Here is a 26,306-nt window from a genome sequence, read left to right as displayed (position 1 = left end):
GGGTCAGCGGTCGAGTCGGGTCAGGGTCGAGTCGGGTCAGCGGTCGGTGTGGGCCGGTGGCACGGGCGGGGCGGCGGCGAAGGCGGTCCAGGCGGCCGGGGCGAAGAGCAGCGCCGGACCGGTCGGGTCCTTCGAGTCACGGACCGCGACCGCGCCGGGGATGTCCGCCATCTCGACGCAGGCGCCCTCGTCGCCGCTGTGGCTGCTCTTGCGCCAGTGGGCTGTCGTCAGCGCCGGACTGGTCGTCGGGGTCATGGTGCCTACCGTCCCTTCAGGATTCGAACGAGTTGGTCGCGACTTGCCGCCGGGCTGAGCGCGACGGATCGCAGGTGTTCCATGATCTTGGTGCAGGTACGCAGGTCGCCGGGGCGGTCGAGGATCATCTGACCGGCGACGGTCTCCACCGAGGCGATGATCGGGTCCTCCGGGTCGGCGAACTCGAGGATGTGCAGCGAGCCTCGGGTGCCCCGGTGGTAGCCGGCGGAGAGCGGGACGACCTGGACGGTGATGTTCGGCAGTTCGCCGATCTTGAGTAGGTGCTGAATCTGTGCCTCCATCACCGCCTGCCCGCCCACCGGGCGGAGCAGTGCTCCCTCGTCGATGATCGTGTCCAGGATGGGCGGTTGGTCGCCGGTCAGCCGTTGCTGCCGGTCGAGTCGGACGTGGACCCGCTGCTCGACGTCCTCGTCGCTGAGGGTGTGCGGCCCGCCGAGCATCACCGCGCGGATGTAGTCGGCGGTCTGGAGCAGCCCCGGCACGACGGACGGCTCGAAGTTGGCGATCCCGGTCGCCTCCGCCTCCAGTGCGATGAAGTCGATGGTGCGGCGGTCGAGCAGGTACGAGTAGGACACCCACCAGCCCGGTTTGCGTGCGTCCTTGGCGAGTTGCACGGCGGCGGCGACCTCCTCGGCGGCCACCCCGTACAACGTGAGCAGGGCGCGTGCGGTGGCCGGGCTGACCAGGGTCTGGGCGTTCTCGTACCGGGACAGCGTGCTGCGGGTGCTGTTGATCTCGTCGGCGGCGGCCTCCAGGGTGAGGCCGGCCGCCTCCCGGTGCGCACGCAGGGCGATGCCCAGTCGCCGTGCTCGGGCGGTCTTCGGAGCCATGCATCGATAGTCGCACACGTCTCTGGGAAAGTGTGCATGAGAGAACCGCGATGAGAGTTGCATTCATCCCCATGGAGGTGTCAACCTGTGACGGCGTCCTCACCACTGGTTGTCGTGGCGACGGTAGTGGTGAGCGACCGGAGGGGATGGGGCGCGCGGCGATCGGGTTTTTTCTCCCCCGTACCCGATTGCCGCGTGCCACCCGACCACGAGGTCACCGGAAGGGGAGACGGATGACGGCAGCCGGACGATGGCCCCGTGTGTCGCGGTGTCGGTGGTGTGCGCGGCCGGTGCTGCGCGACAACGACGGCGCCTGGATCCATGCCGACCTCGCCTACGTCTGCCGGGACGGCGGCGGCGGTCTCAGCTACGTGTGCCGGGACTCGGGCGGGGGGCTGGCCGCCACCACGGCCGAACCGGAGGTGGTCCGCTATGCCTCCTGAACCGAGCCCGACCCGGGGAGGACCGAGCCCGACCCACGGGGGGCGGCGATGACCCGTTTCCTCGTGGTGCTCACCGACGTCCGGCTGCTCGACGGGGCGAGCCGCAACGAGCGGACCACGCCCGAGCGGCGGCGGCAGGTGGTGGGGGCGAGCAACCGTGAGGCGGCCGACCGGATCGCCGGGGCGTTCATGGCCCTGGGCATGGTGCGGGCCGGCCGGCAGCGGGTGAAGGTGCTCGCCGTCGGCCGCCGGCTGGCCGGCGAGCCCGGCCGGGTGGTGCTGGACCGGGCGTCGGAACGGACGTGCTGACCCGACGCCGCGCCCCTCGTGCGGGGCGGGCGCGGGTCAGAGCAACCGACGGTGCTTGAGGTACGCCACCAGGTCGTCGTACACGCCGCCCTCGTTGGCGAACATGGCGACGTTGCGGGCGGTGGCGAGCCAGGGCCGGGTCGACGGGCGGACCTCCTTCAGCGCCCGCTCCAGGTCCCGCTGCTCGATCATGCGGACCTCGCCCCGGCGTACCGAGTCGGCCATCGCGAACTCCGCCGCCGTCTCGCAGAGGTGCGCCAGGTCCGCGCCGGAGAAGTCCTCGGTGGCGGCCACCACCCGGTGCAGGTCGATCCCGGCGATGGGCCGGTCGCGCAGGTGGTACTCCAGGATGGCCCGGCGCGCCTCGGGGTCCGGCGGCAGCACCAGCACCACCCGGTCGAGCCGCCCCGGGCGACGCAGCGCCGGGTCGACGTCCCACGGGGTGTTGGTGGCGGCCAGCACGAACACCCCCTCGTTGCTGCCCTCCATGCCGTCCAGTTCGGCCAGCAACTGGTTGCCCAGCGTCCGCATCGCGCTGGATCCCACCTGCGAGCGCTTGTGCCCCAGCGCGTCGACCTCGTCGAGGAAGAGCACACACGGGGCGTTGCGGCGGGCGGCCTGGAACAACTCGTGCAGGTTCCGCTCCGAGTTGCCGATCCACATGTCCAGCACGTCCACGATGGACAGGGAGAGGAACTTCGCGCCCATCTCCCCGGCCACGGCTCGGGCCAGGAACGTCTTGCCGCAGCCCGGCGGGCCGTAGAGCATCAGCCCGCCGCGCAGGCTCTTGCCGTACACCCGGCGTAGCTCCGGGTTGCGCAGCGGGCCGAGGAAGGCCAGCTCCAGCCGCTCCTTGACCGCCGCCATGCCGCCCACGTCGGAGAGCCGGACGCTGGCCGACTCCACGTCGTACACCCGGTCGGCGTCGCCGGAGACCGGCTCGGGCTCGTCGCCCGCCCGCAGGAAGCGCGGCGGCACGACGTCGGCGAGTTCCCGCTCGTACGCGGCGAGCGGGGCGTCCCCGCCAGCCGGGGCCGCACCGGCCGCCGGGTGGTCCGGCGTCATCGCGACGGCCGGTGGCGGGCCGGGTACGGCCGTGCCGAGCGCCCGCTGCATCAGCGCCCGCGCCTCGACGTGGGCAGGATCACGGGCGAGCGCCTGACCGATGTGCCCGATCGCCTCGGCGCCGCGTCCCCGCTCCAGCAACAGCGCGGCCAGGTGCAGGCGCAGGGGCAGGTCGTCCGGGCGGGCGTCGAGGGCCGCCGCCAGGCTGTCGAGCAGGGGGTCGGTGCTCATAGGACCAGCAGCGTAGCGAAGGGGGTACGCCCCTGTGCCCGCCTCCCGACCGGGTCCCGTCCGGCATGGGGTGATTACGCTATGTATATGATGGCTTGACCGATTGCGGTGCCCGCCGCCTCTCCCTGGGTATGGCCACCGGCCCTCCGCCACGCACAGTAAGGTCGACCGCGTGAGCGCCACCGGCGCCACAGCGAGTTTCGCAGTCGGGACCGAAGAGGTGACCCCAGTGACCACCCCAGGCAAGACCCGCGTGGCAATCGTCTTCGGCGGCCGTAGCCCGGAACACGGCATCTCCTGTGTCAGCGCCGGCAGCGTGCTCGGCGCGCTGGACCCGGACGAGTTCGAGGTGGTGCCGGTCGGCATCACCCGGGCCGGACAGTGGGTGCTGACCAGCGGTGCTGCGGAGGAGTTGGCGATCCACGCGCGGCAGCTTCCGGAGATCACCGCTGCCTCCGGCGTCGACCTGGTGCTCCGTGCCGACCCCACCGGCAACGGGCTGCTGGTGCTCGAACCGGGGGAGGGGCCCCGGGCCCTGACCGACGTGGACGTCGTCTTCCCGGTCCTGCACGGCGCGTACGGCGAGGACGGCACCATCCAGGGGATGCTGGAGATGGCCGGCATCCCGTACGTCGGGGCGAACGTGTTCGCCTCGGCCGCCGCGATGGACAAGGAGTTCACCAAGAAGCTCTGCGCCGCCGAGGGCATCCCGGTCGGCCCGTACGTGGTGCTGCGCAGCGGGATGACACTGACCGAGGAGGACAAGGAGCGGCTGGGCCTGCCGGTCTTCGTGAAGCCGTCGCGGGCCGGCTCGTCCTTCGGCATCAGCAAGGTCGACGACTGGGCGAAGCTCGACGAGGCCGTCGCCACCGCCCGGCAGATCGACCCGAAGGTGCTGGTCGAGGGGGCGATCGTCGGCCGCGAGATCGAGTGCGGCGTGCTGGAGGGGGAGGCGGCCGGGGCGCCCGAGGCGTCGGTGCTGGCCGAGGTCCGGGTCGTCGCCGACCACGACTTCTACGACTTCGAGGCGAAGTACATCGACTCCGAGCAGTCCTGCGAGTACGACATCCCGGCCGGACTGCCCGACCAGGTCACCCGGCAGGTGCAGGAGTACGCGGTCCGGGCGTTCACCGCGCTCGACTGCGCGGGGCTGGCCCGGGTCGACTTCTTCGTCACCCCCGACCTGCGGGTCTACCTCAACGAGATCAACACGATGCCCGGGTTCACCCCGTCGTCGATGTTCCCCCGGATGTGGGCCGCCTCCGGCCTGGAGTACCCGAAGCTGGTCAACCGCCTCATCCGCACCGCCCTCCGCCGAGGCACCGGCCTCCACTAACCCACCCACCCCCGCCCCCCTCCCACCCCCTCCCTCCCTCCCTCCCTCCCACCCACCCCTCCCTCCCACCCACCCCTCCCGCCCCGTTGATCATGGAGTTGGCGGCATGCAGGGGCGCTCCGCCTGCCGCCAACTCCATGATCAACGCATGGGGGCGGGGTGGGGGAGGGTGGGGGGAGGGGGTGGGGGTTAGCGGTTGCAGCCGGAGGGGGGGGTGCCGCCGGAGGGGACCGAGGCCACGATCGCGTCGGCGAGCGGGGGGAGGAGCTGCAACGGTTGGCCGTGGGTCGCCGGCACGCTCACCCGGACCGGGACCTCGCGGTCGAGGGCGGTCAGCGTGGTGCGGTCGCCTTCGGTGGTTCCGTGCCAGCAGACGTTGTTGACCGTCCACACCTCGTCGGTGTCCGGCACGGTGGCGGCCGGGCCGCCGCAGGCCACGGTGAGGGCGGGGTCGCCGTACGCGGCGTTCTGCTCCGGGCCGGCGGTGACCGGACGCTGGGCGAGCTCGCCGACGGTCGCCGGGAGGTGCGAGAGCAGGGCGCGACACACCGTGGCGGGCCGTTCGGCCAGCTCCGGGGCGGCCATCTCGACGGGCGTGGTCGACTGCGGCTGGGCCACGCTGGGTGACGCCGCCGGGTCAGAGCCGGGGCCGTCCGGGGTGAGCTGGGTGAAGGCGAACCCGGCGACCAGCAGGGTCACCGGGAGGGCGACCGCGGTGGCGAGCAGCGCGGCGGTGCGGTTGGTCCGGTCCGGCCGCCGGGCGGCCGGCTTACCGGTGGACTCGTCGGCGGGCTGCTCGGCGGACCGTCGGTCGGTGGGGGTAGGCGTGATCTTGTCCACTTACAGGCGCACCACCGAACACGTGAGGGTGCGGGTGATGCCGGGCACCATCTGCACCTTGCTGACGATGAGTTTGCCGAGTTCGTCGACGGTGTTGGCCTCGGTGAGGACGACCACGTCGTACGGCCCGGTGACGGCGTCGACGCGCACCACGCCGGCGAGACCGGAGATGAGACCGGCCACGTCCCGTGCCCGGCCCACCTCTGTCTGGATGAGGATGTACGCCTGAACCACGACTCGACCTCCGTCTGTCGCCGTCGCCGCCTGGGCGGCCCGAAGGGTGAAAATACCCTACGGACCAGGTGAGATCCCTATCGGTGGTCGAGGAGAAGCGGTGAGCGAGCGGAGCGGGACGGCGTGAGCGTCGCGGGTGTCGGTGAGTTCGGGTTGATCGACCGGGTGACTGCCCGGCTGGGGTCCGGGCCGGCGTGCCTGGTCGGCCCCGGGGACGACGCCGCGGTGGTGGCCGCCCCGGACAGCCGGGTGGTCGCCTCGACGGACGTGTTGGTCGAGGGCAGGCACTTCCGGCGGGACTGGGGCGGGGCGGTGGACCTCGGGCACCGGGCGGCGGCGGCCAACCTGGCCGACATCGCGGCGATGGGGGCCACCCCGACCGCGTTGCTGGTCGCCCTCTGCCTGCCGCCCGGGTTGGAGCCGGGCTGGGCCGAGCAGTTGGCCGACGGGCTGGCGGCCGAGGCGGCCAAGGTCGGCGCGAGCGTGGTGGGCGGGGACATGTCGGCCAGCCCGACGCTGACCGTCGCCGTCACCGCGCTGGGGGACCTCGGTGGCCGGGCCCCGGTGCTGCGCTCCGGCGCCCGTCCCGGCGACGTGCTCGCGCTGGCCGGACGGGTCGGGTACGCGGCGGCCGGGTGCACGGTGCTCTCCCGGGGCTTCCGTACCCCGAAGCTGCTCGTGGAGGCGTACCGGCGGCCCGAGGTGCCGTACCCCGCCGGGCCGCACGCCGCCCGGCTCGGCGCCACCGCGATGATCGACGTGTCGGACGGGCTCCTGGCCGACCTGGGGCACGTGGCGCGGGCCAGCGGGGTCGGCATCGATGTGCACCGGGACGCCTTCGAGGTGCCCCGGCAGATGCGGGACGCCGCCCAGGCGCTCGGCGTCGACCCGTACACCTGGTTGCTGGCCGGCGGTGACGACCACGCCCTGGCGGCGACCTTCCCGCCCGCCGTGGCGCTGCCCGCCCCGTGGCGGCCCATCGGCGTGGTGACCGAGGGCGGCGTGGTGACCGAGGGTGGCGGGGCGGCCGGCGGCGGGGTCACCGTGGACGGGGAGCGGTACGACGGGCCGGCCGGCTGGGATCACTTCCGGTGACGGTCGTACCCTTCACCCGTGAGTGAGCTGGAGATCCGCCCGGTGCCCTTCGACTCGCCGGTGGCCCGGCTGTTGATCCGGGACGCCATGGCCGACCTGGGGGCCCGTTACGGCGGCAGCGGCGACGACACCCCGATCGACGCCACCGAGTTCGAGCCCCCGGCCGGAGTGTTCCTGGTGGCGCGGCTGGCCGGCACGCCGGTCGGCTGTGCCGGCTGGCGTAGCCACGGCGACTCCGGGGAGATCGCCGAGTTGAAGCGGATGTACACCGCTCCGGCCGTCCGGGGCCGGGGGGTGGGCCGGGCCGTGCTGGCGGCGGTGGAGGGTTCCGCCCGGGAACACGGGCGCAAGCAGATCATCCTGGAGTGCGGGGACCGGCAGCCCGAGGCGATCGCGATGTACTACGCGCTCGGGTACGAGCGGATCCCGAACTTCGGCTTCTATCGGGACTCACCCGGCTGCCTCTCCTTCGGCCGCCCGCTCTGACCGACCGGCCGCCCCCTTCGCTGACCCGACCCGACCCGACCCGGCCCGACCCGACCCGGCCCGGCCCGGCCGGGCCTGGCCCGGCCCTGCGGGTGCCGGCGACCGGCCACCGCGCCGGCCGGTCGGGGCTGGGTTTCGTTCGGCCCGGCGGCGGTCCGGCCAGCGCGACCGGGCCGACCGGCAGCGGCCGGCAGCGGGCAGTGGCCGGCCGGGGAACGGCCGGCCGGGAAGCGCCGGAGCAGCCGGCCAGGGAACGCCGGAACGGCCGGCCAGGGAACGGCGGAACGGCCGGCAGCCGGGGAGCGGCGCGGAGGCCGGCCCGGCCGGCGGCGGGCACGACAGAGCCGGCGGACCGGGAACGGTCCGCCGGCAGTGGCGGTGATCGGAGCGGCGGGCTACCGCGTCAGGCGCGGGTGACCTTGCCGGCCTTGATGCACGAGGTGCAGACCTTCAGCTTCTTGGTCGTGCCGCCACCGGCGGGGGTGCGCACCGACTGGATGTTCGGGTTCCAGCGGCGGTTGGTCCGCCGGTGCGAGTGGGACACGTTGTGGCCGAAGCCCGGCCCCTTGCCACAGACGTCGCACACGCTAGCCACGGGATACTCCTGAGATTGAAACGTTCATGAGGTCGCCGGCAGGGTGCTGCCCGGACAACCCGGCCAGGCTACCCGATGGTCCGCCGGGTCGGCCAACCGCCCCTACCGGGCCGACCTGGGCGGCGGCGGAACGGCGACGCCACCGGGAACCGGCCGAGCCCGGCGGCTGTCGGTCTCCGCCAGTAGGCTTCTGGCCGTGCTGGAGACTCTCGACGCCGCCGCGGTGCGCCGCTGGTGCGCGGGCGGGCTGGCCGTGCTGCGGCAGCACCAGGGCGAGATCGACGAGCTGAACGTCTACCCCGTCCCGGACGGCGACACCGGCACCAACCTGGTGCTCACCCTCACCTCGGCCCAGCAGGCGCTGGCGATGGACCTGGGCACCCTGCCCGACGACGGGTCGACCGGCCACGGGCACGCGCTGCGGCTGATGGCCCAGGGGGCGCTGCTCGGCGCCCGGGGCAACTCCGGGGTGATTCTCGCGCAGATCCTGCGCGGTCTCGCCGACGCGGTCGCCGAGGTGCCGGCCGTGCGCGGCCGGGCGCTGGCCACGGCGTTGCGGGCGGCGACCACCGCCGCGTACGCCGCGGTGGCCCATCCGGTCGAGGGCACCCTGCTCAGCGTGGTCGCCGCGGCGGCCGGCGCGGCCGAGGCGGCGGCGAGCGACGACCTGCCCACCGTGGCGCGGTCGGCGGCCGACGCGGCGGCGCACGCGGTGGGGCGTACCCCGGGGCAGTTGCCGGCGCTGGCCAGCGCCGGGGTGGTCGACGCCGGCGGCCGGGGGTTCTGCCTGCTGCTCGACGCCCTGGTCGAGGTCGTCACCGGCGAGCGCCCGGACCGGCCGGCCGCCGCGCCGCGCCCGGTCGGCCCGCCGCCGACGGCGGTGCGGGAGACCGGCTCCCCGGAGTACGCCTACGAGGTGCAGTTCCTGCTCGACGCCGAGCCGGCGGCGGTGCAGCGGATGCGCGCCGACCTGGCCGCGCTGGGCGACTCCCTGGTGGTGGTCGGCGGCGACCGGACCTGGCACGTGCACGTGCACGTCAACGACATCGGGGCGGCCGTCGAGGCGGGTGTGGTCGCCGGCCGGCCGTACCGGATCACGGTGAGCCGCTTCGCCGACCAGCCGGCGGCCGGCGCGCCACCGCCGGAGCGGGCCGGCCGGGCGGCGGTGGTGGTCTCCGACGGCGCGGGCATCACCGAGCTGTTCGCCCGGGAGGGGGCGGCGGTGGTGCCGGGCAACCCGTCCAGCGGCGACCTGCTGGCCGCGATCCGGGCCACCGGCGCGGCCGGGGTGGTGCTGCTGCCCAACGACCCGGCCACCCAGGCGGTGGCGAGCCTGGCCGCGCGGGAGGCGGACGGCACCGGGGTCCGGGTCAGCGTGGTGCCGACCCGCTCCCCGGTGCAGGCGCTGGCCGCCCTCGCCGTCCGGGACCCGGGCCGCCGCTTCGAGGACGACGTGATCGCGATGGCCGAGGCGGCCGGCGCCTGCCGGTACGCCGAGGTCTGCTACGCCGGGCGGGAGGCGCTGACCGTCGCCGGCCCGTGCCGCCCCGGCGACGTGCTGGCCCTGGTCGAGGGGGAGGTGCACCTGATCGGCGCCGACCTGGTCGACACCTGCACCGGCGTCGTCGACCGGATGCTCGGCGGCGGCGGTGAGCTGGTCACCCTGCTCTCCGGGGCGGACGCCCCGGCCGGGCTCGCCGAGGCGGTACGCGAGCACGTCGGGCGGCGCTGGCCGTTCGTCGAGGTGCAGGCGTACCCGGGCGGGCAACCGCACTATCCGCTCCTGGTGGGGGTCGAATGACGTCCGAGTCGTCCACGGTGGACACACCGCTGTCGAAGCTGGTCGGGGCGAAGACCGCCAAGGCGCTCGCCGACCACCTCGACCTGCTGACCGCCGGTGACCTGGTCTACCACTTCCCGCGCCGGTACGACGAGCGCGGCGAGCACACCGACATCCGGGCGCTGGACGTCGGCGAGCAGGTCACCGTGCTGGCCCAGGTGCAGCGCACCGCGGTCCGCCCGATGCGCCAGCGCCGGGGCAACCTGCTGGAGGTCACCGTCGGCGACTCCTCCGGCGGCACGCTGACCCTGACCTTCTTCGGCAACCAGGCGTGGCGGGAGCGGGAGCTGCGGCCCGGCCGGTGGGGGATGTTCGCCGGCAAGGTCACCGAGTTCCGGGGGAAACGCCAGCTCAACGGCCCGGAGTACGTCCTGCTCGGCGACTCCACCGACGGCGAGGCGGCGGCCACCGAGGAGGTCGAGGAGTTCGCCGGGGCGCTGATCCCGGTCTACCCGGCCGCGGCGGCGGTGCCGACCTGGGTGATCGCCCGGTGCGTCCGGGTGGTGCTGGACACCTTCACCCCGCCGGACGACCCGTTGCCGTCGACCGTGCGGGCCGGCCGCAACCTGGTCGGGATCGGCCCCGCGCTGCGCGAGATCCACCGCCCGTCCAGCAAGGAGGAGCTGTACCGGGCCCGCCGCCGGCTCAAGTGGGACGAGGCGTTCGCCGTGCAGCTCACCCTGGTCCAGCGCAAGATCCGGGCCGCGGCCTGGCCGGCGAAGGCCCGGCCGCCGCGCCCCGGCGGGCTGCTCGACCGGTTCGACGCCCGGCTGCCCTACGAGTTGACCCCGGGCCAGCGCACGGTCGGCGCGGAGATCGCCGCCGACCTGGGGACCGCGCACCCGATGCACCGGCTGCTCCAGGGCGAGGTGGGCTCCGGCAAGACGGTGGTGGCGCTGCGGGCGATGCTCCAGGTCGTCGACGCCGGTGGGCAGGCCGCCCTGCTGGCCCCGACCGAGGTGCTCGCCGCCCAGCACCACCGGGGCATCCTGGACCTGCTCGGTCCGCTCGCGCAGGCCGGCGAGCTGGGCGCCGACGACGTCGCCACCCGGGTCGAGCTGGTCACCGGCTCGCTGGGCGCGGCGGCCCGCCGCCGGGCGCTCGCCGAGGTGGCCGGCGGCCGGGCCGGCATCGTGCTCGGCACCCACGCCCTGCTGTACGAGGGGGTCGACTTCGCCGACCTGGGTCTGGTGGTGGTCGACGAGCAGCACCGGTTCGGGGTGGAGCAGCGCGACGCCCTGCGGGCCAAGGCCGACCAGCCGCCGCACGTGCTGGTGATGACCGCCACGCCGATCCCCCGGACGGTCGCCATGACCGTCTACGGCGACCTGGAGACGTCCACCCTCTCCCAGCTCCCGCAGGGCCGCTCGCCGATCGCCTCGCACGTGGTGCCGGCCGCCGACAAGCCGGCCTTCCTGGACCGGGCCTGGCGGCGGTTGCGCGAGGAGGTGGCCGCCGGCCACCAGGCGTACGTGGTCTGCCCCCGGATCGGGGAGGGGCCGACCAGCGACGAGGAGCCGCCCCGGGAGGACGACACCGGCCGGCGACCCCCGCTGGCGGTGACCGAGGTGGCCCCGCTGCTCGCCGAGGGGCCGCTGCACGGGCTGCGGATCGGCGTGCTGCACGGGCGGCTGCCGGCCGACGAGAAGGACGCGGTGATGCGGTCCTACGCCGCCGGTGACCTGGACGTGCTGGTGGCCACCACGGTGGTCGAGGTCGGCGTCAACGTCCCCAACGCCACCGTGATGATCGTGCTGGACGCCGACCGGTTCGGCGTCTCCCAACTGCACCAGCTCCGGGGCCGGGTGGGCCGGGGTTCGGCGGCCGGGCTCTGCCTGCTGGTCACCGAGGCGGCCGAGGGCTCGTCGGCGCGGGAGCGCCTGGACGCCGTCGCGTCCACCACGGACGGCTTCAAGCTCGCCGAACTGGACCTGGAGCAGCGCCGGGAGGGCGACGTGCTCGGGGCCACCCAGTCGGGGCGCCGGTCGCACCTGCGGCTGCTGTCGCTGCTGCGCGACACCGACCTGATCCGGGACGCCCGTACCGAGGCGATCGCCCTGGTCGAGGAGGACCCGGAACTGGCCCGGCACCCGGCGCTGGCCGCCTCGGTCGCCACCCTGGTCGACGAGGAACGCGCGGAGTACCTGGAGAAGGGCTGACCCCGGCGTCCACCGGGGGCGGTGCGCGGGCCTGACGTCCGGCGCGGTGCGCGGCACCTCGCGGGGACAGCCCGAGGGCGCGCCGACCGGGTGGTCGACGCGCCCTCGGGGTCGATCAGGTGGGGCGGAGCGGGTCAGGCGGTGAAGTGCACCCGACGCCGCCGCGCGACCACGAAGAGCACCGCGCCCAGGGCGAGCAGGGCGAGCGCACCGGCGGCGATGCCGCCCGCCGCCGCGCCGGTCACCGGCAGGCCGGGCTCCTCCTCGCCGCCACCGGTGCCGCCGTCGGGCTCGTCGCAGTCCTTGGGCTCGGTCCAGGCGAGCGGGCCGCCGGAGTCCAGGTCACCGGTGACGGTGACGGTGAAGCCCTTGCTGGCCCTGAAGGTGACCTTCTCGGTCTCGCCCGGCTCGACCGTGACGGTCTTGGCCTCGCCCTTGTTCGGGGTGAAGGTGCTGGTGACGGTGGCCCCGTCCTCGGGGTTCTTGATCTCGAAGATCATCTCGTCGCAGCTCGAGGTGTAGGTGCCCTCCGGCTTGCCGACCTCGGGCTGCTTGCAGTCCTCGGGCTGCTCGTGGCCGCCCTCGAAGGTCTCCATGCCGTTGGCCGTGACCGTGATGTTCCGCGAGTTCGCCGGGTCGAGCTTGTGGTTGACCACCTCGTTCGCCGGCACGGTCACCTCCTCGCGGTACTCCCCGCTGGCGGTGATGGTGAAGGTCGTCTTGATGTTGCCCCGGTTGGTCAGGGCCAGCGTCACGCTGCCCTCGCAGTCGAAGGTGGGCTCGACGGCGGGCGCGGCGACGCAGGTCTCCTCGCCGCCGTTGTACCAGGCCGGATCGCCCTCGGAGCGGGCGCCGATGCCGCTGTCGCTACCGATCTTGCGGTTGTCGTAGCGGGGGCTGTCGTCGTCCAGCGGGTCGATGATCTCGCTGCCGAAGACGAAGTCGACCTGGGTGAAGCAGGCTGGCACCTCGACCTTGAACTCCAGGGTGGCCTGCTGGAGCTCACCCTCGCCGACCCCGGCGAACTTCTTCACCGACGTGTCGAAGACGTACTGCGGGGTGGCGAAGCGCGCCGACGGGGCCAGGTACGACACCAGGGCCACGTCCTGCTCCTGGCCGGCGCAGAGCGGGCCGTTGGTCAGGGTGATCTTGGCGGAGCCCCCCGGCCCGTCGAACTCGTGGGTGTAGCGGGCCTTCTCGGCGTCGACGCACTCGGGGCCGGGCGGCGGGGTCGCGGGCGGGGTGCTCGGAACGGCCTCGGCGGCCTCGGTCACCGAGGGGGTGGGCTCCGGCGAGGGGATGCGGGCGCTCGCGGGCGAGGGCACCGTGACGGCCGCGAAGCCGAGCAGCGCGGCGGCGGCCACGGCGAGCGGTCGCCGCAGCGACAGCGGGGGACGGATCACACGTACTCCCGGGGTGAAGGGCGTCAAGGGGTACGGCGGGGGCGGCGGTGGGCGGTCGCTGCCGATCTCGGGCGCGTCCCGCGACGCTGCCTCCCCGGTGCCGTGGGGCCGGCGGAAGCACCGCCGGCACGGGCAGACCCTAGCGAGGGCAACCGGTACGAAACAGCCCACAGACCCCACTCATCATCATGTTATGAATTTGAGATCATTGATACACGGACGGTAGTTCGTCCGCACACCGGTCGATACCGACCGTGTGGGTCGGTTGCGTACCGTGATCGCGTAGCGTCGGGGCCGTGAGAACGTCGCAGGGTGCGCGCAGGAGGAGCCGGTGACCCGGATCGTGGCCGGAGCGCTCGGCGGGCGGCGGATCGCCGCGCCCCCGGGCGCCGGCACCCGCCCCACCACCGACCGGGTGCGGGAGGCGCTGTTCAGCGCGGTGCAGGCCGTGGTCGACCTCGACGGGGCGCGCTTCGCCGACCTGTACGCCGGCTCCGGCGCGGTCGGGCTGGAGGCGCTGTCGCGGGGCGCCGGTCACGTCCTGCTGGTGGAGTCCGACCCCCGGGCAGCCCGGGTGACCCGGGAGAACCTCGCCGCCGTCCGGGCCGGGCCCGCCGCCCGGCTGGTCACCGGGCGGGTCGCCACCGTGCTCGCCGCCGGCCCGGACGGCGGCCCGTACGACGTGGTCTTCGCCGACCCGCCGTACGCGATGCCGGGCGAGGAGGTGACCGCCATGCTGGTCGCGCTGCGCGACGGGGGGTGGCTGGCCGACGGGGCGCTGGTCGTGGTGGAGCGGTCCACCCGGACCGCACCGTTCGACTGGGTGGAGGACGTCACCTGCGAGCGTAGTCGGCGTTACGGGGAGACCACGCTTTGGTACGGTCGCCGATCATGAGACGTGCGGTATGCCCCGGCTCTTTCGACCCGGTCACCAACGGCCACCTCGACATCGTCGGCCGGGCCAGCCGGCTCTTCGACGAGGTGATCGTCGTGGTCACCATCAACCAGTCGAAGAACTCGCTGTTCACCGTCGAGGAGCGGATCGACATGCTCCGCCAGGTGACCGCCTCCTACGACAACGTCCGGGTCGAGTCGTTCCGGGGGCTGCTGGTGGACTTCTGCCGGGCCCAGCAGGCGACCGTCCTGGTCAAGGGCCTCCGGGCGGTCAGCGACTTCGACTACGAGTTGCAGATGGCCCACATGAACATCGGCCTGGCCGGGGTGGAGACCCTCTTCATGCCGACCAACCCGCTCTACTCGTTCCTCTCCTCCAGCCTGGTCAAGGACGTGGCGAAGTGGGGCGGGGACGTCTCCCCGCACGTCCCCGACGTGGTCCGGGAGGCGCTCAACCTCCGCCTCGACCCGTCCGTCCGCGGCTGACCGCAGCCGGCGCCGGTCGCGCCGCGCCCGTCCGGCGGCCGGCGCGACGCGCCGGGCCCGGGGCGGATGGGGCGCGGGTGGCCCGTGCGCGACATCATGGTGGAGCGGGAGGACGGCCGCAGCCCGCATCATGGAGGTCGGCCGACGGACGACAGGAGTGAGGTACCGGTGGACCCGCTCGATCGCATCGACGAACTGATCGCCATGGTGGAGCAGGCCCGCTCCGTTCCGATGTCCCGGAACAACTGCATGGTCGACCGGGGCGAGATGATCGCCGCGCTGGACGAGATGCGCGCCGAACTCCCCGCCGACCTGCGCCGGGCCGCCGCCCTCCTGGAGGAGCGGGACAAGATCATGGAGGCGGGCAAGCGGGAGGCGGACCGGATCATCAGCGAGGGCGAGGCGGAACACGCCCGCCTGGTCTCGGTGAACGAGATCACCGTCTCCGCCGAGCACGAGGGGGCCCGGATCATCGCCGAGGCCCGTGCCGAGGCGCAGCGGCTGCGCTCGGAGGTCGACGACTACGTCGACACCGCGCTGGCCAACTTCGAGCAGTTCCTCACCCGGGCGCTCGCCTCGATCGAGCGGGGCCGGGACAAGATGCACGCGCTGCGGGAGATCGGCACCTTCGCGGGGGACGACACGGAGCGCCCGATAACCTTCTGACCGGTACCGCAACAGCCGGCCGAAGGGGTGGGCGTCGCCCCGGTTCGACGGTGGGGTGGTCGCCCAGGTAACCTCGTGTGTCGGCCTCTCACCGGCCGGAGTCTGACTATGCCCAAGCACACATCAAGCTCACTCGACCCCAGGTCGCCGCTGGTCCTCGACACGAGGGAACTGCCGCGTCGCCCTGGCGCCTTGCGTACGGTCGATCGGGTCGTGCCGGCACCGGCGGACCTCGGCGTGGAGTTGATCGGCGTGCCGGAGGGCGCGGACCTCACCCTCGACCTGAGGATGGAGTCGGTGTCCGAGGGGGTGCTCGTCTCCGGGACCGTCAGCGGCCCCGTCCGGGGCGAGTGCGGTCGCTGCCTGCGTGAGATCAACGACACGGTGGCCGTGACCGTCCAGGAGCTGTACGCCTACGAGAACAGCACCACGGACGTCACGACCGAGGAGGATGAGGTGGGCCGACTCCAGGGCGACCTGATCGACCTGGAGCCGGCGGTTCGGGACGCGGTGGTGCTCACCCTGCCGACCAACCCGATCTGCCGCCAGGACTGCCCAGGGTTGTGCCCCGAATGCGGGGTGCACCGGGACGAACTGCCGGTCGACCACAGCCACCAGCAGATCGACCCGCGTTGGGCGGGCCTGTCGCAACTGAACCGTGAAGAGGAGTAAGAACCGTGGCCGTTCCCAAGCGCAAGATGTCGCGCAGCAACACCCGGTCCCGTCGGGCGCAGTGGAAGGCGACGCCGGTCGCGACGGTGGCCTGCCCGCAGTGCAAGTCGGCCAAGCTGCCGCACACCGCCTGCTCCGTCTGTGGCACCTACAACGGCCGCCAGGTCATCGAGGTCTGACGGGTTCGCCCCGTGACGCCTCCGACCCGAGGTCGGGTGGCGCGTCCAACCTGGCGATCGCCCGCTACCCCGGTGGCTGCCGACGCCGGCCGGCCCGCTCCGGCCGGCGTCGCGACGGGGCCGGGCACCGTACGGATCGCCGTTGACCTCCTCGGCGGGGACGACGCTCCCGCCGTCGTGGTTGACGGCGCTCTGCGGGCCATGCGTGCCGACCCTGACCTGCACCTGCTTCTCGTCGGTCCGGCGGAGACCGCCGCCGAGGTGACCGACGCCCTCGACCCGGCCCAACGGGCCCGGGTCGCCGTGCGCCCGGTGCGGGACGCCGTCGCCATGACCGAGAACCCCACCCGCGCCGCCCGTGCCCACAGCACGGTCCGCGCGGCCGTCGCCGCCGTCCGGGCCGGCACGGCCGACGCCCTGGTCTCCGCCGGCTCGACCGGCGCCACCGTCACCGCCGCCGTGCTCGGCCTCGGCCGCTGGCCGGGGGTACGGCACCCCGCGCTGGTCGCCACCCTGCCGGCGGTCGAGGGACCGGTGGTCCTGCTCGACGTCGGCGGGGCCCTGGAGGCACACCCGGCGACCCTGTCCCGGCACGCCGTGCTCGGCGCCGCCTACGCGGCGGTCGCGCACGCCATCACCGCGCCCCGGGTCGGGCTGCTCTCGGTGGGCACCGAGGCGGGCAAGGGCGACCGCGCCCGCCGGGCCGCCGACCCGCTGCTCGCCGTCGGCCCGCTGCCGTGCGACGCCCGCTACGTCGGCCTCGTCGAGGGGTACGACGTGACGCTCGGCGCGCGTGCCGATGTCGTGGTCACCGACGGCTTCACCGGTAACGTGCTGCTCAAGGCGATCGAGGGCGCGTACGCCATGGCCGGCGGGGCACCGGCCGGCGGAGGCGCCCCCCGGGCCGCCGCCCTGCTCGGGATCTCCGGCACCGTGGTCGTCTGCCACGGCGCGGCCCGCGCCGACGACATCGCCTCCGGCATCGCCCTCGCCGCCCACCTGTGGCGTCGGGGGGCCACCGACACCGTCTCCGCGCTGCTGGCCGGGGACGGGCCGGGTGACCGAACCGACCGCACCACCGACACCGAGGTAACCGCATCATGACCAACGACAAGCGGCGACGTGCTCCCGTCGGCCACCTGGAGGCCGCCTTCGGCGTCACACTGGACCCGGAACTGCTGGAACGGGCGTTGACCCACCGGTCGTACGCCTACGAGAACGGCGGTCTGCCCACCAACGAGCGCCTGGAGTTCCTCGGTGACTCGGTGCTCGGGGTGGTGATCACCACGGCGCTGTTCCACAACCACCCGGACCTGCCCGAGGGGCAGTTGGCCAAGCTGCGGGCCAGCGTGGTCAACATGCGGGCGCTGGCCGAGGTGGCGCGGCGGCTCGGCCCCGACGGGCTCGGCGCGTACCTGCTGCTCGGCAAGGGCGAGGAGACCACCGGCGGCCGGGACAAGGCGAGCATCCTCGCCGACACGCTGGAGGCGCTGCTCGGGGCGATCTACCTCCAGTACGGGCTGGACACCGCCGCGATCGTGATCCACCGGCTCTTCGACCCGCTGATGGCCGAGTCGGCCGGCCGGGGCGCGGCGCTGGACTGGAAGACCAGCCTCCAGGAACTCACCGCCGCGCTGGGGCTGGGCGTCCCGGAGTACCGCATCGAGGGCACCGGCCCGGACCACCTCAAGACGTTCACCGCCTGGGTGGTGGTGGCCGGCAACCGGTACGGCGGTGCGGAGGGGCGCAGCAAGAAGGAGGCCGAGCAGCGGGCCGCCGAGTCCGCCTGGCGCATCCTCAACGAGCAGGCCGAGACGACCCGGGCGGCGGAGGCGGCGCGGGCCGCCGAGGCGGCTGAGGTTGCGCGGGCCGCCGAGGCGGCGGCGACGGCCGGGGTGGACTCTTGCGCCGGGGCGTCCCCGGCGGCGGGGGTCGGGCGGGCCGGGGTGGGCGTCGAGGCGACCGGTGCCCCGGCCGGGGTGGAGACCGGGCTGGCCGGCGAGCGCCGTGCCTGAACTGCCCGAGGTCGAGACGGTCCGGCAGGGCCTGGCCCGTTGGGTGACCGGCCGGCAGATCACCACCGTCGAGGTACGCCATCCCCGGGCGGTCCGCCGCCACCTCCCCGGCGCGGTCCACTTCGCCGACGTCCTCGCCGGTCGGCGCGTGCTCGACGTCCGGCGGCGCGGCAAGTACCTCTGGCTGCCGCTGGACAGCGGCGACGCGGTCGTCGGACACCTCGGCATGTCCGGCCAGCTCCTGGTGCAGCCGCACGACGCGGCGGACGAGCTGCACCTGCGGGTGCGGTTCCGCTTCGCCGACGCCGGCCCGGAGCTGCGCTTCGTCGACCAGCGGACGTTCGGTGGGCTGGCGGTCTCGGCCGGTGGCGCGGACCTGCCCGCCGAGATCGCGCACATCGCCCGGGACCCGATGGACCCGGACTTCTCCGAAGCGGGCTTCGTGACGGCGCTGCGCCGCCGGCGTACCGAGGTGAAGCGGGCGCTGCTCGACCAGACGCTGATCTCCGGGGTGGGCAACATCTACGCCGACGAGGCGCTCTGGCGGGCGAAGCTGCACGGCACCCGGCCGACCGACGCGCTGACCGGGCCGGCGGCGACCCGGCTGCTCGGGCACGTGCGGGACGTCCTCGCGGAGGCGATCACCGCCGGCGGCACCAGCTTCGACGCCCTGTACGTCAACGTCAACGGCGAGAGCGGGTACTTCGACCGGGCACTGAACGTCTACGGCCGGGAGGGCGAGCCGTGCGGCCGCTGCGGGGCGCCGGTGCGCCGCGAGGCGTTCATGAACCGCTCGTCCTACAGCTGCCCCCGCTGCCAGCCCCGTCCCCGCACCCGGGGCTGAGCCACCCGGGGCTGGCCCACTCCGGTGCCGAGCCGCCCCGGCCGTCGAGCCGGCCGGGGCGCAGCGGGTGGCGGGTCAGCGCGGCGCGGCGAAGTTCTGCGTCCAGTACGGCCCGTTGCTCGTCGCGATGCCGACACCGATCTCGGTGAAGGCGCAGTTGAGGATGTTGGCCCGGTGGCCGGGGCTGTTCATCCAGGCGCTCATCACCGCCTCCGGCGTCCGCTGGTTCCAGGCGACGTTCTCCCCGTAGGTCCGCCACGCGTACCCGACGCGGTCGAGCCGCTGGCCCACGTCGCTGCCGTCACTGCCGGTGTGCGACATGTCCTGGTGGTCGGCCTGGTCCTGGCTGTGCCGCTGGGCCGCGGTCATCAGCTTCTCGTCGACCTGCACGGCCTTGCAGCCGGCCTTGGCGCGCTCGGCGTTGACCAGGTCGACGACCTGCTGGGCCTGACCGCTGACGGCGCCGCCGGCGACGGACTTCGGGGCGGTGGTGGTCGGGGCGCTGCTCCGCTCGACGTTGCGTCGCGACGGGGCGGTGGTGGACCGTTCCGCCGCCGGGGTCGGCTTGCTGGTCCGGCTCGGCGACGGCGCCGGACGGGACGCCGACGGGGACGCCGACGGCGACGCGGACGGGGTGGGCGACGCCACGTCGGGCGTACCGCTCGGGGTGCCGGGCAGCGGGTCGGCCAGCAGCGGAGCCGCCGTCCGCTCCTCGGCCGTACCGGTGAAGTTCGCCGGGCCGTCGTCGCCGGGCAGCACCAGGGCGCCCACGCCGAGGCTCACCGCGAGGGTGGCCGCCGCGGCGGCGCCGACCAGCGCCGGCCGGCGCAGGCGGCGGGGCGGGCGGTGCCGGCCCTCACCGGGCGTGCGGTCGGCGTCGGTCCCCCGACGTGCGGTCGGGCCGGCGCCGCCGACAGCGGGGATCTCCGAGGTGACGGGCCCGGCGTCGGAGCCGTTCGGGGTGGCCGCCCACCGCTGGGTGGGCCGCTCGGCCGGCCACCGGTGTTCGGGGCCGTCCGGCTGCCAGCCGTGGCCCGGCTCCCCGACCGCCCGGTCGTCCGCCGCACCGTCGGCCCACCGGCCGTCGGTGTCGGCCCACCGGCCGTCCGATCGCTGGTCGGCCCACCGGTGCTGTCCCGGGTCGAGGTGCCCGTGGCCGTCGGTCGCGTCGGTCTCCCACCGCTCGCGCGCCGGGCCGGCCGTCCACCGGTCGGGGGCCGTGCCGGCTGTCCACCGGTCCGGGGCCGGCTCGTCGGGCCACCGGCCCTCCGGCGTCACGCCGGGCCGGTCGACGCCGGGCCGGTCGACACCGGGCCGGTCGACACCGGGCCGGTCGGCCGGGCGGGCGTCGCCCCGCCCGCCCGGCTGCCAGGGCCCGGCCGTTGGCTCGGGGTCGTCACCGAACAGGTACGCCGACCGGGGTTCCGGACGGTCCGTGAGCCAGGTCGGTTCGCCGGCCGGCTCCTCGCGCCGGTGGGCGCGATCCGGGTCCATCGGGTCGGTCGAGCCGTACACGCCGGGTGCCTCCAAAGCTTCGGTTGACGGGCGCAGGTGACGCTACGTGAGCGTCGTGAGCAGCGGCAACGTGGCTAAGAAAGAGTTAAGGCGAAGTCGAACTGCTCCGTACCCTGTTCAGGGAGTCCGGCGTACAGTAAAGGTGTCCGGACAGAGCGTGTCCGAGCCTTGCGGCGGCCCCCCGGCAAGTGGACAGGTTGACGTGGAGATGATCTACGGCCTGCGAGAACTTGACGAAGGAGGGGTTACGGCTCAATATATAGGTGTCGCCAGTCGCGCCCGGTCGTGCCCGCATAACGCAGGGGATGGCAGTCGCGAATCACGTGGGCGCGCGTTGGTCCGGCCTTTCCGGCAGCGCATATCAAGGAGTCAGCATGGCGAAGGCCCTCTACGGCCACGTAGGTGCAGCGCCCGACCGGCGTCTGCTCGACGAGGTCACCCGCTTGCGTGCCAGGGTTCAGGCAATGGAGTTCGAGATCACGCGCCTGCGCGCCGAGAACGATCGGCTCGCGGCGGCGGTGTCGGAGGCGGACGACCTCCTCCGGCTGGCCGAGCCGGCGCTGACCTGATCTTCAGGGTCGGAAAACTGAATCGCAGTACACGAAAAAGCGCGCCGGACGGTTTTGTTCCGGCGCGCAGCCTTGTCCGGACACTTTTCGCCGCCGCCATTTATTGATCTTGTGGGGATGGTCACGTCACCGCCCCCGGGAGCCCACCGGGCACAGTTTGCGCCCCGGCCGGAAATCGCTCGGACCGCCGTGGGCCGCGCCGGATCGTCCGCTTCGCCGGACCACCCGGACCGTCCGCCCCCGCCGCATCGCGGGCCGTCCCGCCGGGCCGGTCGCGGGCCGTCCGCCCCCGCGTCACCGGGGTTCCGCCGCACGTCGGGGGCGGGTCGCGTGCTCCGGCCCCGCCGGTCGGGGGTTAGTCTGCGGGTTCACCAGGTCCGCGCAGCCCGCGACGCCTGCGGCGGCCACCGGACGAGGATCGAGAAGGTGCATCTCAAGAGCCTGACGGTGAAGGGGTTCAAGTCCTTCGCCTCCGCCACGACGTTCAAGCTGGAACCCGGGATCACCTGCGTGGTCGGCCCGAACGGCTCCGGCAAGTCCAACGTCGTCGACGCCATCGCCTGGGTGCTCGGCGAGCAGGGCGCCAAGGCGCTGCGCGGCGGCAAGATGGAGGACGTCATCTTCGCCGGCACCGCCGGGCGGGCGCCGCTGGGCCGGGCCGAGGTCACCCTCACCATCGACAACACCGACGGCGCGCTGCCGATCGAGTACACCGAGGTCTCCATCACCCGTCGGATGTTCCGCTCCGGCGAGAGCGAGTACGAGATCAACGGTGACTCCTGCCGGCTGCTGGACATCCAGGAGCTGCTCAGCGACTCCGGCATCGGCCGGGAGATGCACATCATCGTCGGGCAGGGCCGCCTCGACGGCATGCTGCACGCCAAGCCGGAGGACCGGCGGGCGTTCATCGAGGAGGCGGCCGGCGTCCTCAAGCACCGCAAGCGCAAGGAGAAGGCGCTGCGGAAGCTCGACGCGATGCACGTGAATCTCAACCGCTTGACCGACCTGACCACCGAGCTGCGCCGCCAGCTCAAGCCGCTGGGCCGGCAGGCCGAGGTGGCCCGCCGGGCCGCCGCCATCCAGGCCGACCTGCGCGACGCCCGGCTGCGGCTGCTCGCCGACGACCTGCACACCCTGCGGAGCACGCTGGACCGGGAGATCGCCGACGAGGCGGCGGTCCGGGAGCGGCGCGAGCAGGTCGAGGCGGAACACGCCGAGGTGCAGGGCCGGCTCGGCGAGCTGGAGGCGGTCCTGGCCGAGGACGCCCCGCTGCTCGCCGCCGCGCAGGACACCTGGTACAAGCTCTCCGCCCTGGCCGAGCGGTTCCGCTCCATCGAGCAGCTCGCCCTGGAACGGCTGCGTCACCTCAGCTCCGGCGGGGACGACGAGCGCCCTGGCCGCGACCCGGACCAGTTGGAGGCCGAGGCCGAGCGGATCCGCGAGCAGGAGGAGGAGCTGCGGGCCGCGCTGACCGAGGACCAGATCCGGCTCGCCGAGGCGGTGGAGCACCGCCAGGAGCTGGAGCGTCAGCTCGCCGCCGCGGAACGGGAACTGGTCGCCGCCGCCAAGGCCATCGCCGACCGGCGGGAGGGCCTGGCCAAGCTCACCGGCCAGGTCAACTCGGCCCGCGCCCGGACCACCAGCGCGGGGGAGGAGATCGAACGCCTCGCCACCGCGCACGCCGACGCGATGGCCCGCGCCGAGCAGGCCCAGGCCGAGGTGGACGCGGTGGCCGAACAGTCCACCGAGGCCGACCGGGACAACGCCGACCTGGACGCCCGGCACGCCGAGGCGGTCGCCGGGCAGGAGAAGGCGCAGGCCACCGTCCGCTCCCTCGCCGACGCCGAGCGGACCGCCGAGAAGGACGCCGCCACCTGGAAGGCCCGGGAGGAGGCGCTCGCCATCGGGCTGCGCCGCAAGGACGGCGCCGGTGCCCTGCTGGCCCGCGCCGACCAGGTGCCCGGCCTGCTCGGCAGGCTCTCCGGGCTGCTCACCGTCGCGCCCGGTCGGGAGGCCGCGCTCGCCGCCGCGCTGGGCGGGCTCGCCGACGCGGTCGCGGTCAGCGGGGTGGACGAGGCGGTCGAGGCGATGCGGCTGCTGAAGATCTCCGACGCCGGCCGGGCCGGCCTGCTGGTCGGCAGCCCCGCCGGGCCGGGCATGGAGGGGCCCGCCGACGCGCTGCGGCCGAAGCTGCCGGAGCACGCCCACTGGGCGCCGGACCTGGTGGAGTGTCCGGCCGACCTCCGGCCGGCGGTCTACCGGGCGCTGCGCGACGTGGTCCTGGTCGACGACCTGGCCGCCGCGTCGGAGCTGGTCGCCGGGAACCCGGAGCTACGCGCGGTCACCCCGGACGGGGACGTGGTCGGGGCGTACGCGGCGGCCGGCGGGTCGGCCAGGGCACCCAGCTTCATCGAGGTGCAGGCCGCCGTCGAGGAGGCCCGGAGCAACCGGCTCACCGCCGAGCGGACCGCCGCCGGACTGCGGGACCAGCTCGTCGAGGCCCGCGCCGAGGTGGCCGCCGCCAAGGACGCGGTCCAGCACGCCGCCGCCGCCAAGCGGGAGGCGGAGAGCCACCGCAACGCCGCCGCCCGGCGGCTCGCCGAACTGGGCGCCGCCGCCCGGTCCGCCAAGGCCGAGACCGACCGGCTCGGCGAGTCCCGGGCCCGCGCCGAGGCCGCCCGCGAACGGGACCTGACCGCCCTGGCCGAGCTGGAGGAGCGGCTGCGGCTGGCCGAGGACACCCCGATCGACGCCGAACCGTCCACCGAGGAGCGGGACCAGCTCGCCGCCACGGTGCCGCAGGCCCGGCAGAACGAGATGGAGGTGCGGCTGGCGGTGCGTACCGCCGAGGAGCGGGTCTCCTCGATCGCCGGCCGCGCCGACTCGCTGCGCCGGCAGGCCACCGCCGAGCGGGCCGCGCGGGAGCGGGCGGCGGCCCGGCGGGCGGCCCGGGCCCGGGGCGCGGGCATCGCCCGGGCGGTGGCCGGCGGGGCCCGCGAGGCGCTGAACCGGCTCACCGTCTCCATCGCGCGGGCCGAGGAGCACCGCGACCTCGTCGCGCGCGAACGCGCCGCCCGGGAGGCCGAGCTCTCCGAGGTACGCGGTGCGGCGAAACGGCTCGGCGCGGAGCTGGAGCGGCTGACCAGCCAGGTGCACCGGGACGAGGTGGCCCGCGCCGAGCAGCGGATGCGCATCGAGCAGTTGGAGGCGAAGGCGGCCGAGGACTTCGGCCTCGACGTGCCGACCCTGATCGCCGAGTACGGGCCGACCCAGCCCGTACCCCCGACCCAGGCCGACGTGGCGGCGGCCGAGCGGGACGGGTCGCCGGTGCCCGAGCCGGTCCGCTACGAGCGCCCGGTGCAGGAGAAGCGGGCCGCCAAGGCGGAACGGGAACTGGTGCTGCTCGGCAAGGTCAACCCCCTCGCGTTGGAGGAGTTCGCCGCGCTGGAGGAACGGTACAAGTTCCTCTCCGAGCAGTTGGAGGACCTGAAGGCCACCCGCAAGGACCTGCTCACCGTGGTCAAGGACGTCGACGACCGGATCCTGGAGGTCTTCGCCAGCGCGTTCGCCGACACCGCCCGCGAGTTCGAGCAGGTCTTCACGGTGCTCTTCCCCGGCGGCGAGGGGCGGCTGATCCTCACCGAGCCGGACGACCTGCTCACCACCGGCGTGGAGGTGGAGGCCCGCCCGCCGGGCAAGAAGATCAAGCGGCTCTCGCTGCTCTCCGGCGGGGAGCGGTCGCTGACCGCGGTGGCCATGCTGGTGGCGATCTTCCGGGCCCGTCCCAGCCCGTTCTACATCATGGACGAGGTCGAGGCGGCCCTCGACGACGTCAACCTGGGCCGGCTGATCACCCTGCTGGCCCAGTTGCGGGAGAAGAGCCAGCTCATCGTCATCACGCACCAGAAGCGGACCATGGAGGTCGCCGACGCGCTGTACGGGGTGACCATGCGCAGCGGCGTCACCCAGGTGATCAGCCAGCGGCTCAACCGGGCCGAGGGGGAGGAACCGCGGCCCGCCCCGGCCGCCGTCGGCGTCGGTCCCGTCCGGGACGGCACCGGCGGGCGACCCGGGCCGGGCGGCGACGACCAGCGGCACGGCCGCGAGAAGGAGAACACGTAGTGGCTCGGGAACGCGCGACGGCGCTCCTGGTGGACCTCGACGGGGTGCTGCGGCGCTGGGACCCGGCCGTCGCGGCCGGGGTGGAACGGGAGTACGGCCTCTCCGCCGGGGTGCTCACCGAGATCGCCACGCAGTGGGGGCGGTTGCAGCCGGTGCTGACCGGCCGGATCAGCCACGCCGACTGGGTGACCAGCGTGGCGGACGCGCTCACCCCGTCGCTGGGCAGCCCCGAACGGGCCCGCGCGGCGGTCGAGCAGTGGCAGCGGTACCGGGGCGAGGTGGACCCGGACGTGCTCGCCTTCGTCCGGGAGGTCCGCGCCGCCGGGATCCGGGTCGGCCTGGGCACCAACGCCACCGACATCCTCGACGCCGACCTGGCCGCCCTCGGGCTGGTCGACGAGCTGGACGTGGTGGTCAACTCCTCCGTCGTCGGGGTGAACAAGCCGGCGAAGGAGTACTTCCAGGCGGCCTGTGCCGCGCTGGACACCCCGCCGTCGCGGGTGTTGCACGTCGACGCCGACGACCGGGCGATCAGCGGCGCCCGCGCGGCGGGCCTGTCCGCGTACCGCTGGACCGGCCCCGAGGGCCTGCGCTACCTCCGCGCCGCCCTCGCCCGCTGAGGGTGTAAGGAAGGGCCCCTTATTAACAGACGTCTGTTAATAAGGGGCCCTTCCTTACACCTAGTCGCCGGTGGTGCCGTCGATGCGTTCGCGGATCAGGTCGGCGTGCCCGTTGTGCCGGGCGTACTCCTCGATCATGTGCAGGTACACCCAGCGCAGGTTGAACTGCCGGCGACTGGGGGTGACCTCGGTGAACGTCTCGTCCAGGTGCCGACCGACGGTGGCGGCGCGGGCCAGCGCGACCTCCCGGTGGTACGTGGCCAGGTCGGCCTCGGCGTCGGCGTGGCTGACGTCGTGGTCGGCGTCCGGGTGCTCCGGGGTGAAGTACGGGTAGTCGACCCGCTGGCCGGCGAAGTTCTCCCGGAACCACCACGCCTCCACCTCGGCCATGTGCCGGACCAGCCCGAGCAGGGTCAGCGGGGACGGTTCGACGCTCGGGGTGCGGAGCTGCTCGGCGGTGAGCCCGGCGCACTTCGTCAGCAGGGTCTGCCGGTGGTAGTCCAGCCAGCCCTCCAGCGCGGTGCGCTCGTCGGCGAGGTGGGGTTCGTCGTCACGGATGATCTCCGGCGCTCTCCAGGTCAT

Annotated in this window: 25 protein-coding genes and 2 pseudogenes; 18 read left to right on the top strand and 9 right to left on the bottom strand. The window is 74.2% G+C overall.

Features of this window, described 5'->3' with window-relative positions; translation table 11 throughout:
• Nucleotides 1–36: 36 nt before the first annotated feature.
• Both ACQUFX_RS17935 and ACQUFX_RS17930 read right to left on the bottom strand, forming a co-directional pair.
• Complete coding sequence (locus ACQUFX_RS17935; RefSeq protein ID WP_428961501.1) at nt 37–255, bottom strand: DUF397 domain-containing protein; 219 nt, start codon at nt 253–255, stop codon at nt 37–39.
• A gap of 5 nt (nt 256–260) precedes the next feature.
• The gene (locus ACQUFX_RS17930; RefSeq protein ID WP_067360109.1) at nt 261–1,106 is read right to left on the bottom strand and encodes a helix-turn-helix domain-containing protein; all 846 of its coding nucleotides are present in this window, start codon (nt 1,104–1,106) and stop codon (nt 261–263) included.
• Between the two features lie 290 nt (nt 1,107–1,396).
• Between ACQUFX_RS17930 and ACQUFX_RS17925 the strand changes: the two genes are divergently transcribed.
• Nucleotides 1,397–1,549 (top strand): hypothetical protein, encoded by a 153-nt coding sequence (locus tag ACQUFX_RS17925; RefSeq protein WP_169807054.1) that lies wholly within the window; start codon nt 1,397–1,399, stop codon nt 1,547–1,549.
• A 48-nt stretch (nt 1,550–1,597) separates the two neighbouring features.
• Nucleotides 1,598–1,858 carry a hypothetical protein gene (locus ACQUFX_RS17920; RefSeq protein WP_428961500.1) on the top strand — a complete coding sequence of 87 codons (261 nt, stop codon included), beginning with the start codon at nt 1,598–1,600 and terminating at the stop codon, nt 1,856–1,858.
• A gap of 36 nt (nt 1,859–1,894) precedes the next feature.
• On the opposite strand, the gene ACQUFX_RS17915 is transcribed toward ACQUFX_RS17920, so the two are convergent.
• Entirely contained in the window at nt 1,895–3,154 is a 1,260-nt protein-coding gene (locus ACQUFX_RS17915; RefSeq protein WP_428961499.1) for an ATP-binding protein, read from the bottom strand.
• 229 nt (nt 3,155–3,383) lie between these two features.
• Between ACQUFX_RS17915 and ACQUFX_RS17910 the strand changes: the two genes are divergently transcribed.
• Entirely contained in the window at nt 3,384–4,490 is a 1,107-nt protein-coding gene (locus tag ACQUFX_RS17910; RefSeq protein ID WP_428961498.1) for a D-alanine--D-alanine ligase family protein, read from the top strand.
• Between the two features lie 189 nt (nt 4,491–4,679).
• On the opposite strand, the gene ACQUFX_RS17905 is transcribed toward ACQUFX_RS17910, so the two are convergent.
• Both ACQUFX_RS17905 and ACQUFX_RS17900 read right to left on the bottom strand, forming a co-directional pair.
• Nucleotides 4,680–5,330: a DUF3515 family protein gene (locus ACQUFX_RS17905; RefSeq protein ID WP_428961497.1), complete on the bottom strand. Its 651-nt coding sequence runs from the start codon at nt 5,328–5,330 to the stop codon at nt 4,680–4,682.
• On the bottom strand, nt 5,331–5,564 hold the full coding sequence (locus ACQUFX_RS17900) for an Lrp/AsnC ligand binding domain-containing protein (RefSeq protein WP_067360102.1): 234 nt from the start codon (nt 5,562–5,564) through the stop codon (nt 5,331–5,333). It lies immediately after the preceding gene.
• Nucleotides 5,565–5,687: 123 nt separating this feature from the next.
• Between ACQUFX_RS17900 and ACQUFX_RS17895 the strand changes: the two genes are divergently transcribed.
• Nucleotides 5,688–6,659: a thiamine-phosphate kinase gene (locus tag ACQUFX_RS17895; RefSeq protein WP_428961496.1), complete on the top strand. Its 972-nt coding sequence runs from the start codon at nt 5,688–5,690 to the stop codon at nt 6,657–6,659.
• A gap of 18 nt (nt 6,660–6,677) precedes the next feature.
• The gene (locus tag ACQUFX_RS17890; protein WP_428961495.1) at nt 6,678–7,145 is read left to right on the top strand and encodes a GNAT family N-acetyltransferase; all 468 of its coding nucleotides are present in this window, start codon (nt 6,678–6,680) and stop codon (nt 7,143–7,145) included.
• Between the two features lie 403 nt (nt 7,146–7,548).
• On the opposite strand, the gene rpmB is transcribed toward ACQUFX_RS17890, so the two are convergent.
• Nucleotides 7,549–7,740: a 50S ribosomal protein L28 gene (gene rpmB / locus ACQUFX_RS17885; protein ID WP_007075181.1), complete on the bottom strand. Its 192-nt coding sequence runs from the start codon at nt 7,738–7,740 to the stop codon at nt 7,549–7,551.
• Between the two features lie 196 nt (nt 7,741–7,936).
• Between rpmB and ACQUFX_RS17880 the strand changes: the two genes are divergently transcribed.
• Both ACQUFX_RS17880 and recG read left to right on the top strand, forming a co-directional pair.
• The gene (locus tag ACQUFX_RS17880; RefSeq protein WP_428961494.1) at nt 7,937–9,541 is read left to right on the top strand and encodes a DAK2 domain-containing protein; all 1,605 of its coding nucleotides are present in this window, start codon (nt 7,937–7,939) and stop codon (nt 9,539–9,541) included.
• Nucleotides 9,538–11,739, top strand: a complete 2,202-nt coding sequence (recG, locus tag ACQUFX_RS17875) for an ATP-dependent DNA helicase RecG (protein WP_428961493.1) — start codon at nt 9,538–9,540, stop codon at nt 11,737–11,739. The genes ACQUFX_RS17880 and recG overlap by 4 nt, the downstream gene beginning before the upstream one ends.
• Nucleotides 11,740–11,873: 134 nt before the next feature.
• On the opposite strand, the gene ACQUFX_RS17870 is transcribed toward recG, so the two are convergent.
• Entirely contained in the window at nt 11,874–13,142 is a 1,269-nt protein-coding gene (locus tag ACQUFX_RS17870; protein ID WP_428961492.1) for a cell wall anchor protein, read from the bottom strand.
• Nucleotides 13,143–13,473: 331 nt separating this feature from the next.
• Between ACQUFX_RS17870 and rsmD the strand changes: the two genes are divergently transcribed.
• The 8 genes and pseudogenes from rsmD (at nt 13,474) to mutM (ending at nt 18,898) form a co-directional block, all read left to right on the top strand.
• Entirely contained in the window at nt 13,474–14,037 is a 564-nt protein-coding gene (gene rsmD, locus ACQUFX_RS17865) for a 16S rRNA (guanine(966)-N(2))-methyltransferase RsmD (protein ID WP_428961491.1), read from the top strand.
• Complete coding sequence (gene coaD, locus ACQUFX_RS17860; RefSeq protein ID WP_428961490.1) at nt 14,034–14,522, top strand: pantetheine-phosphate adenylyltransferase; 489 nt, start codon at nt 14,034–14,036, stop codon at nt 14,520–14,522. The genes rsmD and coaD overlap by 4 nt, the downstream gene beginning before the upstream one ends.
• A gap of 168 nt (nt 14,523–14,690) precedes the next feature.
• On the top strand, nt 14,691–15,188 hold the full coding sequence (locus ACQUFX_RS17855) for an SPFH domain-containing protein (RefSeq protein ID WP_428961489.1): 498 nt from the start codon (nt 14,691–14,693) through the stop codon (nt 15,186–15,188).
• 108 nt (nt 15,189–15,296) lie between these two features.
• Nucleotides 15,297–15,860, top strand: a complete 564-nt coding sequence (locus ACQUFX_RS17850; protein WP_428961488.1) for a YceD family protein — start codon at nt 15,297–15,299, stop codon at nt 15,858–15,860.
• Nucleotides 15,861–15,865: 5 nt separating this feature from the next.
• Nucleotides 15,866–16,039 (top strand): 50S ribosomal protein L32, encoded by a 174-nt coding sequence (gene rpmF / locus ACQUFX_RS17845; protein WP_067360089.1) that lies wholly within the window; start codon nt 15,866–15,868, stop codon nt 16,037–16,039.
• Between the two features lie 72 nt (nt 16,040–16,111).
• Entirely contained in the window at nt 16,112–17,143 is a 1,032-nt protein-coding gene (locus ACQUFX_RS17840) for a phosphate acyltransferase PlsX (RefSeq protein WP_428961487.1), read from the top strand.
• A pseudogene (rnc, locus tag ACQUFX_RS17835) lies at nt 17,140–17,895 on the top strand (ribonuclease III); the annotation flags it as partial. The gene ACQUFX_RS17840 and the pseudogene rnc, both read left to right, overlap by 4 nt.
• 151 nt (nt 17,896–18,046) lie before the next feature.
• Nucleotides 18,047–18,898 carry a bifunctional DNA-formamidopyrimidine glycosylase/DNA-(apurinic or apyrimidinic site) lyase gene (gene mutM / locus ACQUFX_RS17830; protein WP_428961486.1) on the top strand — a complete coding sequence of 284 codons (852 nt, stop codon included), beginning with the start codon at nt 18,047–18,049 and terminating at the stop codon, nt 18,896–18,898.
• Nucleotides 18,899–18,973: 75 nt separating this feature from the next.
• Here mutM and ACQUFX_RS17825 read toward each other — a convergent pair whose 3' ends face one another.
• Complete coding sequence (locus ACQUFX_RS17825; protein WP_428961485.1) at nt 18,974–20,413, bottom strand: CAP domain-containing protein; 1,440 nt, start codon at nt 20,411–20,413, stop codon at nt 18,974–18,976.
• 374 nt (nt 20,414–20,787) lie between these two features.
• Between ACQUFX_RS17825 and ACQUFX_RS17820 the strand changes: the two genes are divergently transcribed.
• The 3 genes and pseudogenes from ACQUFX_RS17820 (at nt 20,788) to ACQUFX_RS17810 (ending at nt 25,724) form a co-directional block, all read left to right on the top strand.
• Nucleotides 20,788–20,982: a hypothetical protein gene (locus ACQUFX_RS17820; protein WP_067360080.1), complete on the top strand. Its 195-nt coding sequence runs from the start codon at nt 20,788–20,790 to the stop codon at nt 20,980–20,982.
• 426 nt (nt 20,983–21,408) lie between these two features.
• Nucleotides 21,409–24,990 (top strand): annotated as a pseudogene (gene smc, locus ACQUFX_RS17815) (chromosome segregation protein SMC); the annotation flags it as partial.
• 113 nt (nt 24,991–25,103) lie between these two features.
• Nucleotides 25,104–25,724, top strand: a complete 621-nt coding sequence (locus tag ACQUFX_RS17810) for an HAD family hydrolase (RefSeq protein ID WP_428961484.1) — start codon at nt 25,104–25,106, stop codon at nt 25,722–25,724.
• A gap of 60 nt (nt 25,725–25,784) precedes the next feature.
• Here the strand turns inward: ACQUFX_RS17810 and ACQUFX_RS17805 are convergent, their stop codons facing one another.
• Nucleotides 25,785–26,306, bottom strand: a complete 522-nt coding sequence (locus ACQUFX_RS17805; RefSeq protein WP_428961483.1) for a DinB family protein — start codon at nt 26,304–26,306, stop codon at nt 25,785–25,787.

Origin of the sequence: Micromonospora fluostatini (assembly GCF_050410825.1) — a bacterium.
Classification (GTDB): domain Bacteria; phylum Actinomycetota; class Actinomycetes; order Mycobacteriales; family Micromonosporaceae; genus Micromonospora; species Micromonospora rosaria.
Note: the sequence above shows the minus strand (reverse complement) of the source record. Positions and strands in the feature narration are given on the sequence as shown.

What these genes read in the sequence shown, in the direction of transcription:
- ACQUFX_RS17850 (WP_428961488.1), top strand. Translation starts at nt 15,297, where the DNA reads ATGCCCAAGCACACATCAAGCTCACTCGACCCCAGGTCGCCGCTGGTC.
- ACQUFX_RS17805 (WP_428961483.1), bottom strand. Translation starts at nt 26,306, where the DNA reads ATGACCTGGAGAGCGCCGGAGATCATCCGTGACGACGAACCCCACCTC.
- ACQUFX_RS17920 (WP_428961500.1), top strand. Translation starts at nt 1,598, where the DNA reads ATGACCCGTTTCCTCGTGGTGCTCACCGACGTCCGGCTGCTCGACGGG.
- ACQUFX_RS17820 (WP_067360080.1), top strand. Translation starts at nt 20,788, where the DNA reads ATGGCGAAGGCCCTCTACGGCCACGTAGGTGCAGCGCCCGACCGGCGT.
- ACQUFX_RS17930 (WP_067360109.1), bottom strand. Translation starts at nt 1,106, where the DNA reads ATGGCTCCGAAGACCGCCCGAGCACGGCGACTGGGCATCGCCCTGCGT.
- ACQUFX_RS17915 (WP_428961499.1), bottom strand. Translation starts at nt 3,154, where the DNA reads ATGAGCACCGACCCCCTGCTCGACAGCCTGGCGGCGGCCCTCGACGCC.
- coaD (WP_428961490.1), top strand. Translation starts at nt 14,034, where the DNA reads ATGAGACGTGCGGTATGCCCCGGCTCTTTCGACCCGGTCACCAACGGC.
- recG (WP_428961493.1), top strand. Translation starts at nt 9,538, where the DNA reads ATGACGTCCGAGTCGTCCACGGTGGACACACCGCTGTCGAAGCTGGTC.
- ACQUFX_RS17935 (WP_428961501.1), bottom strand. Translation starts at nt 255, where the DNA reads ATGACCCCGACGACCAGTCCGGCGCTGACGACAGCCCACTGGCGCAAG.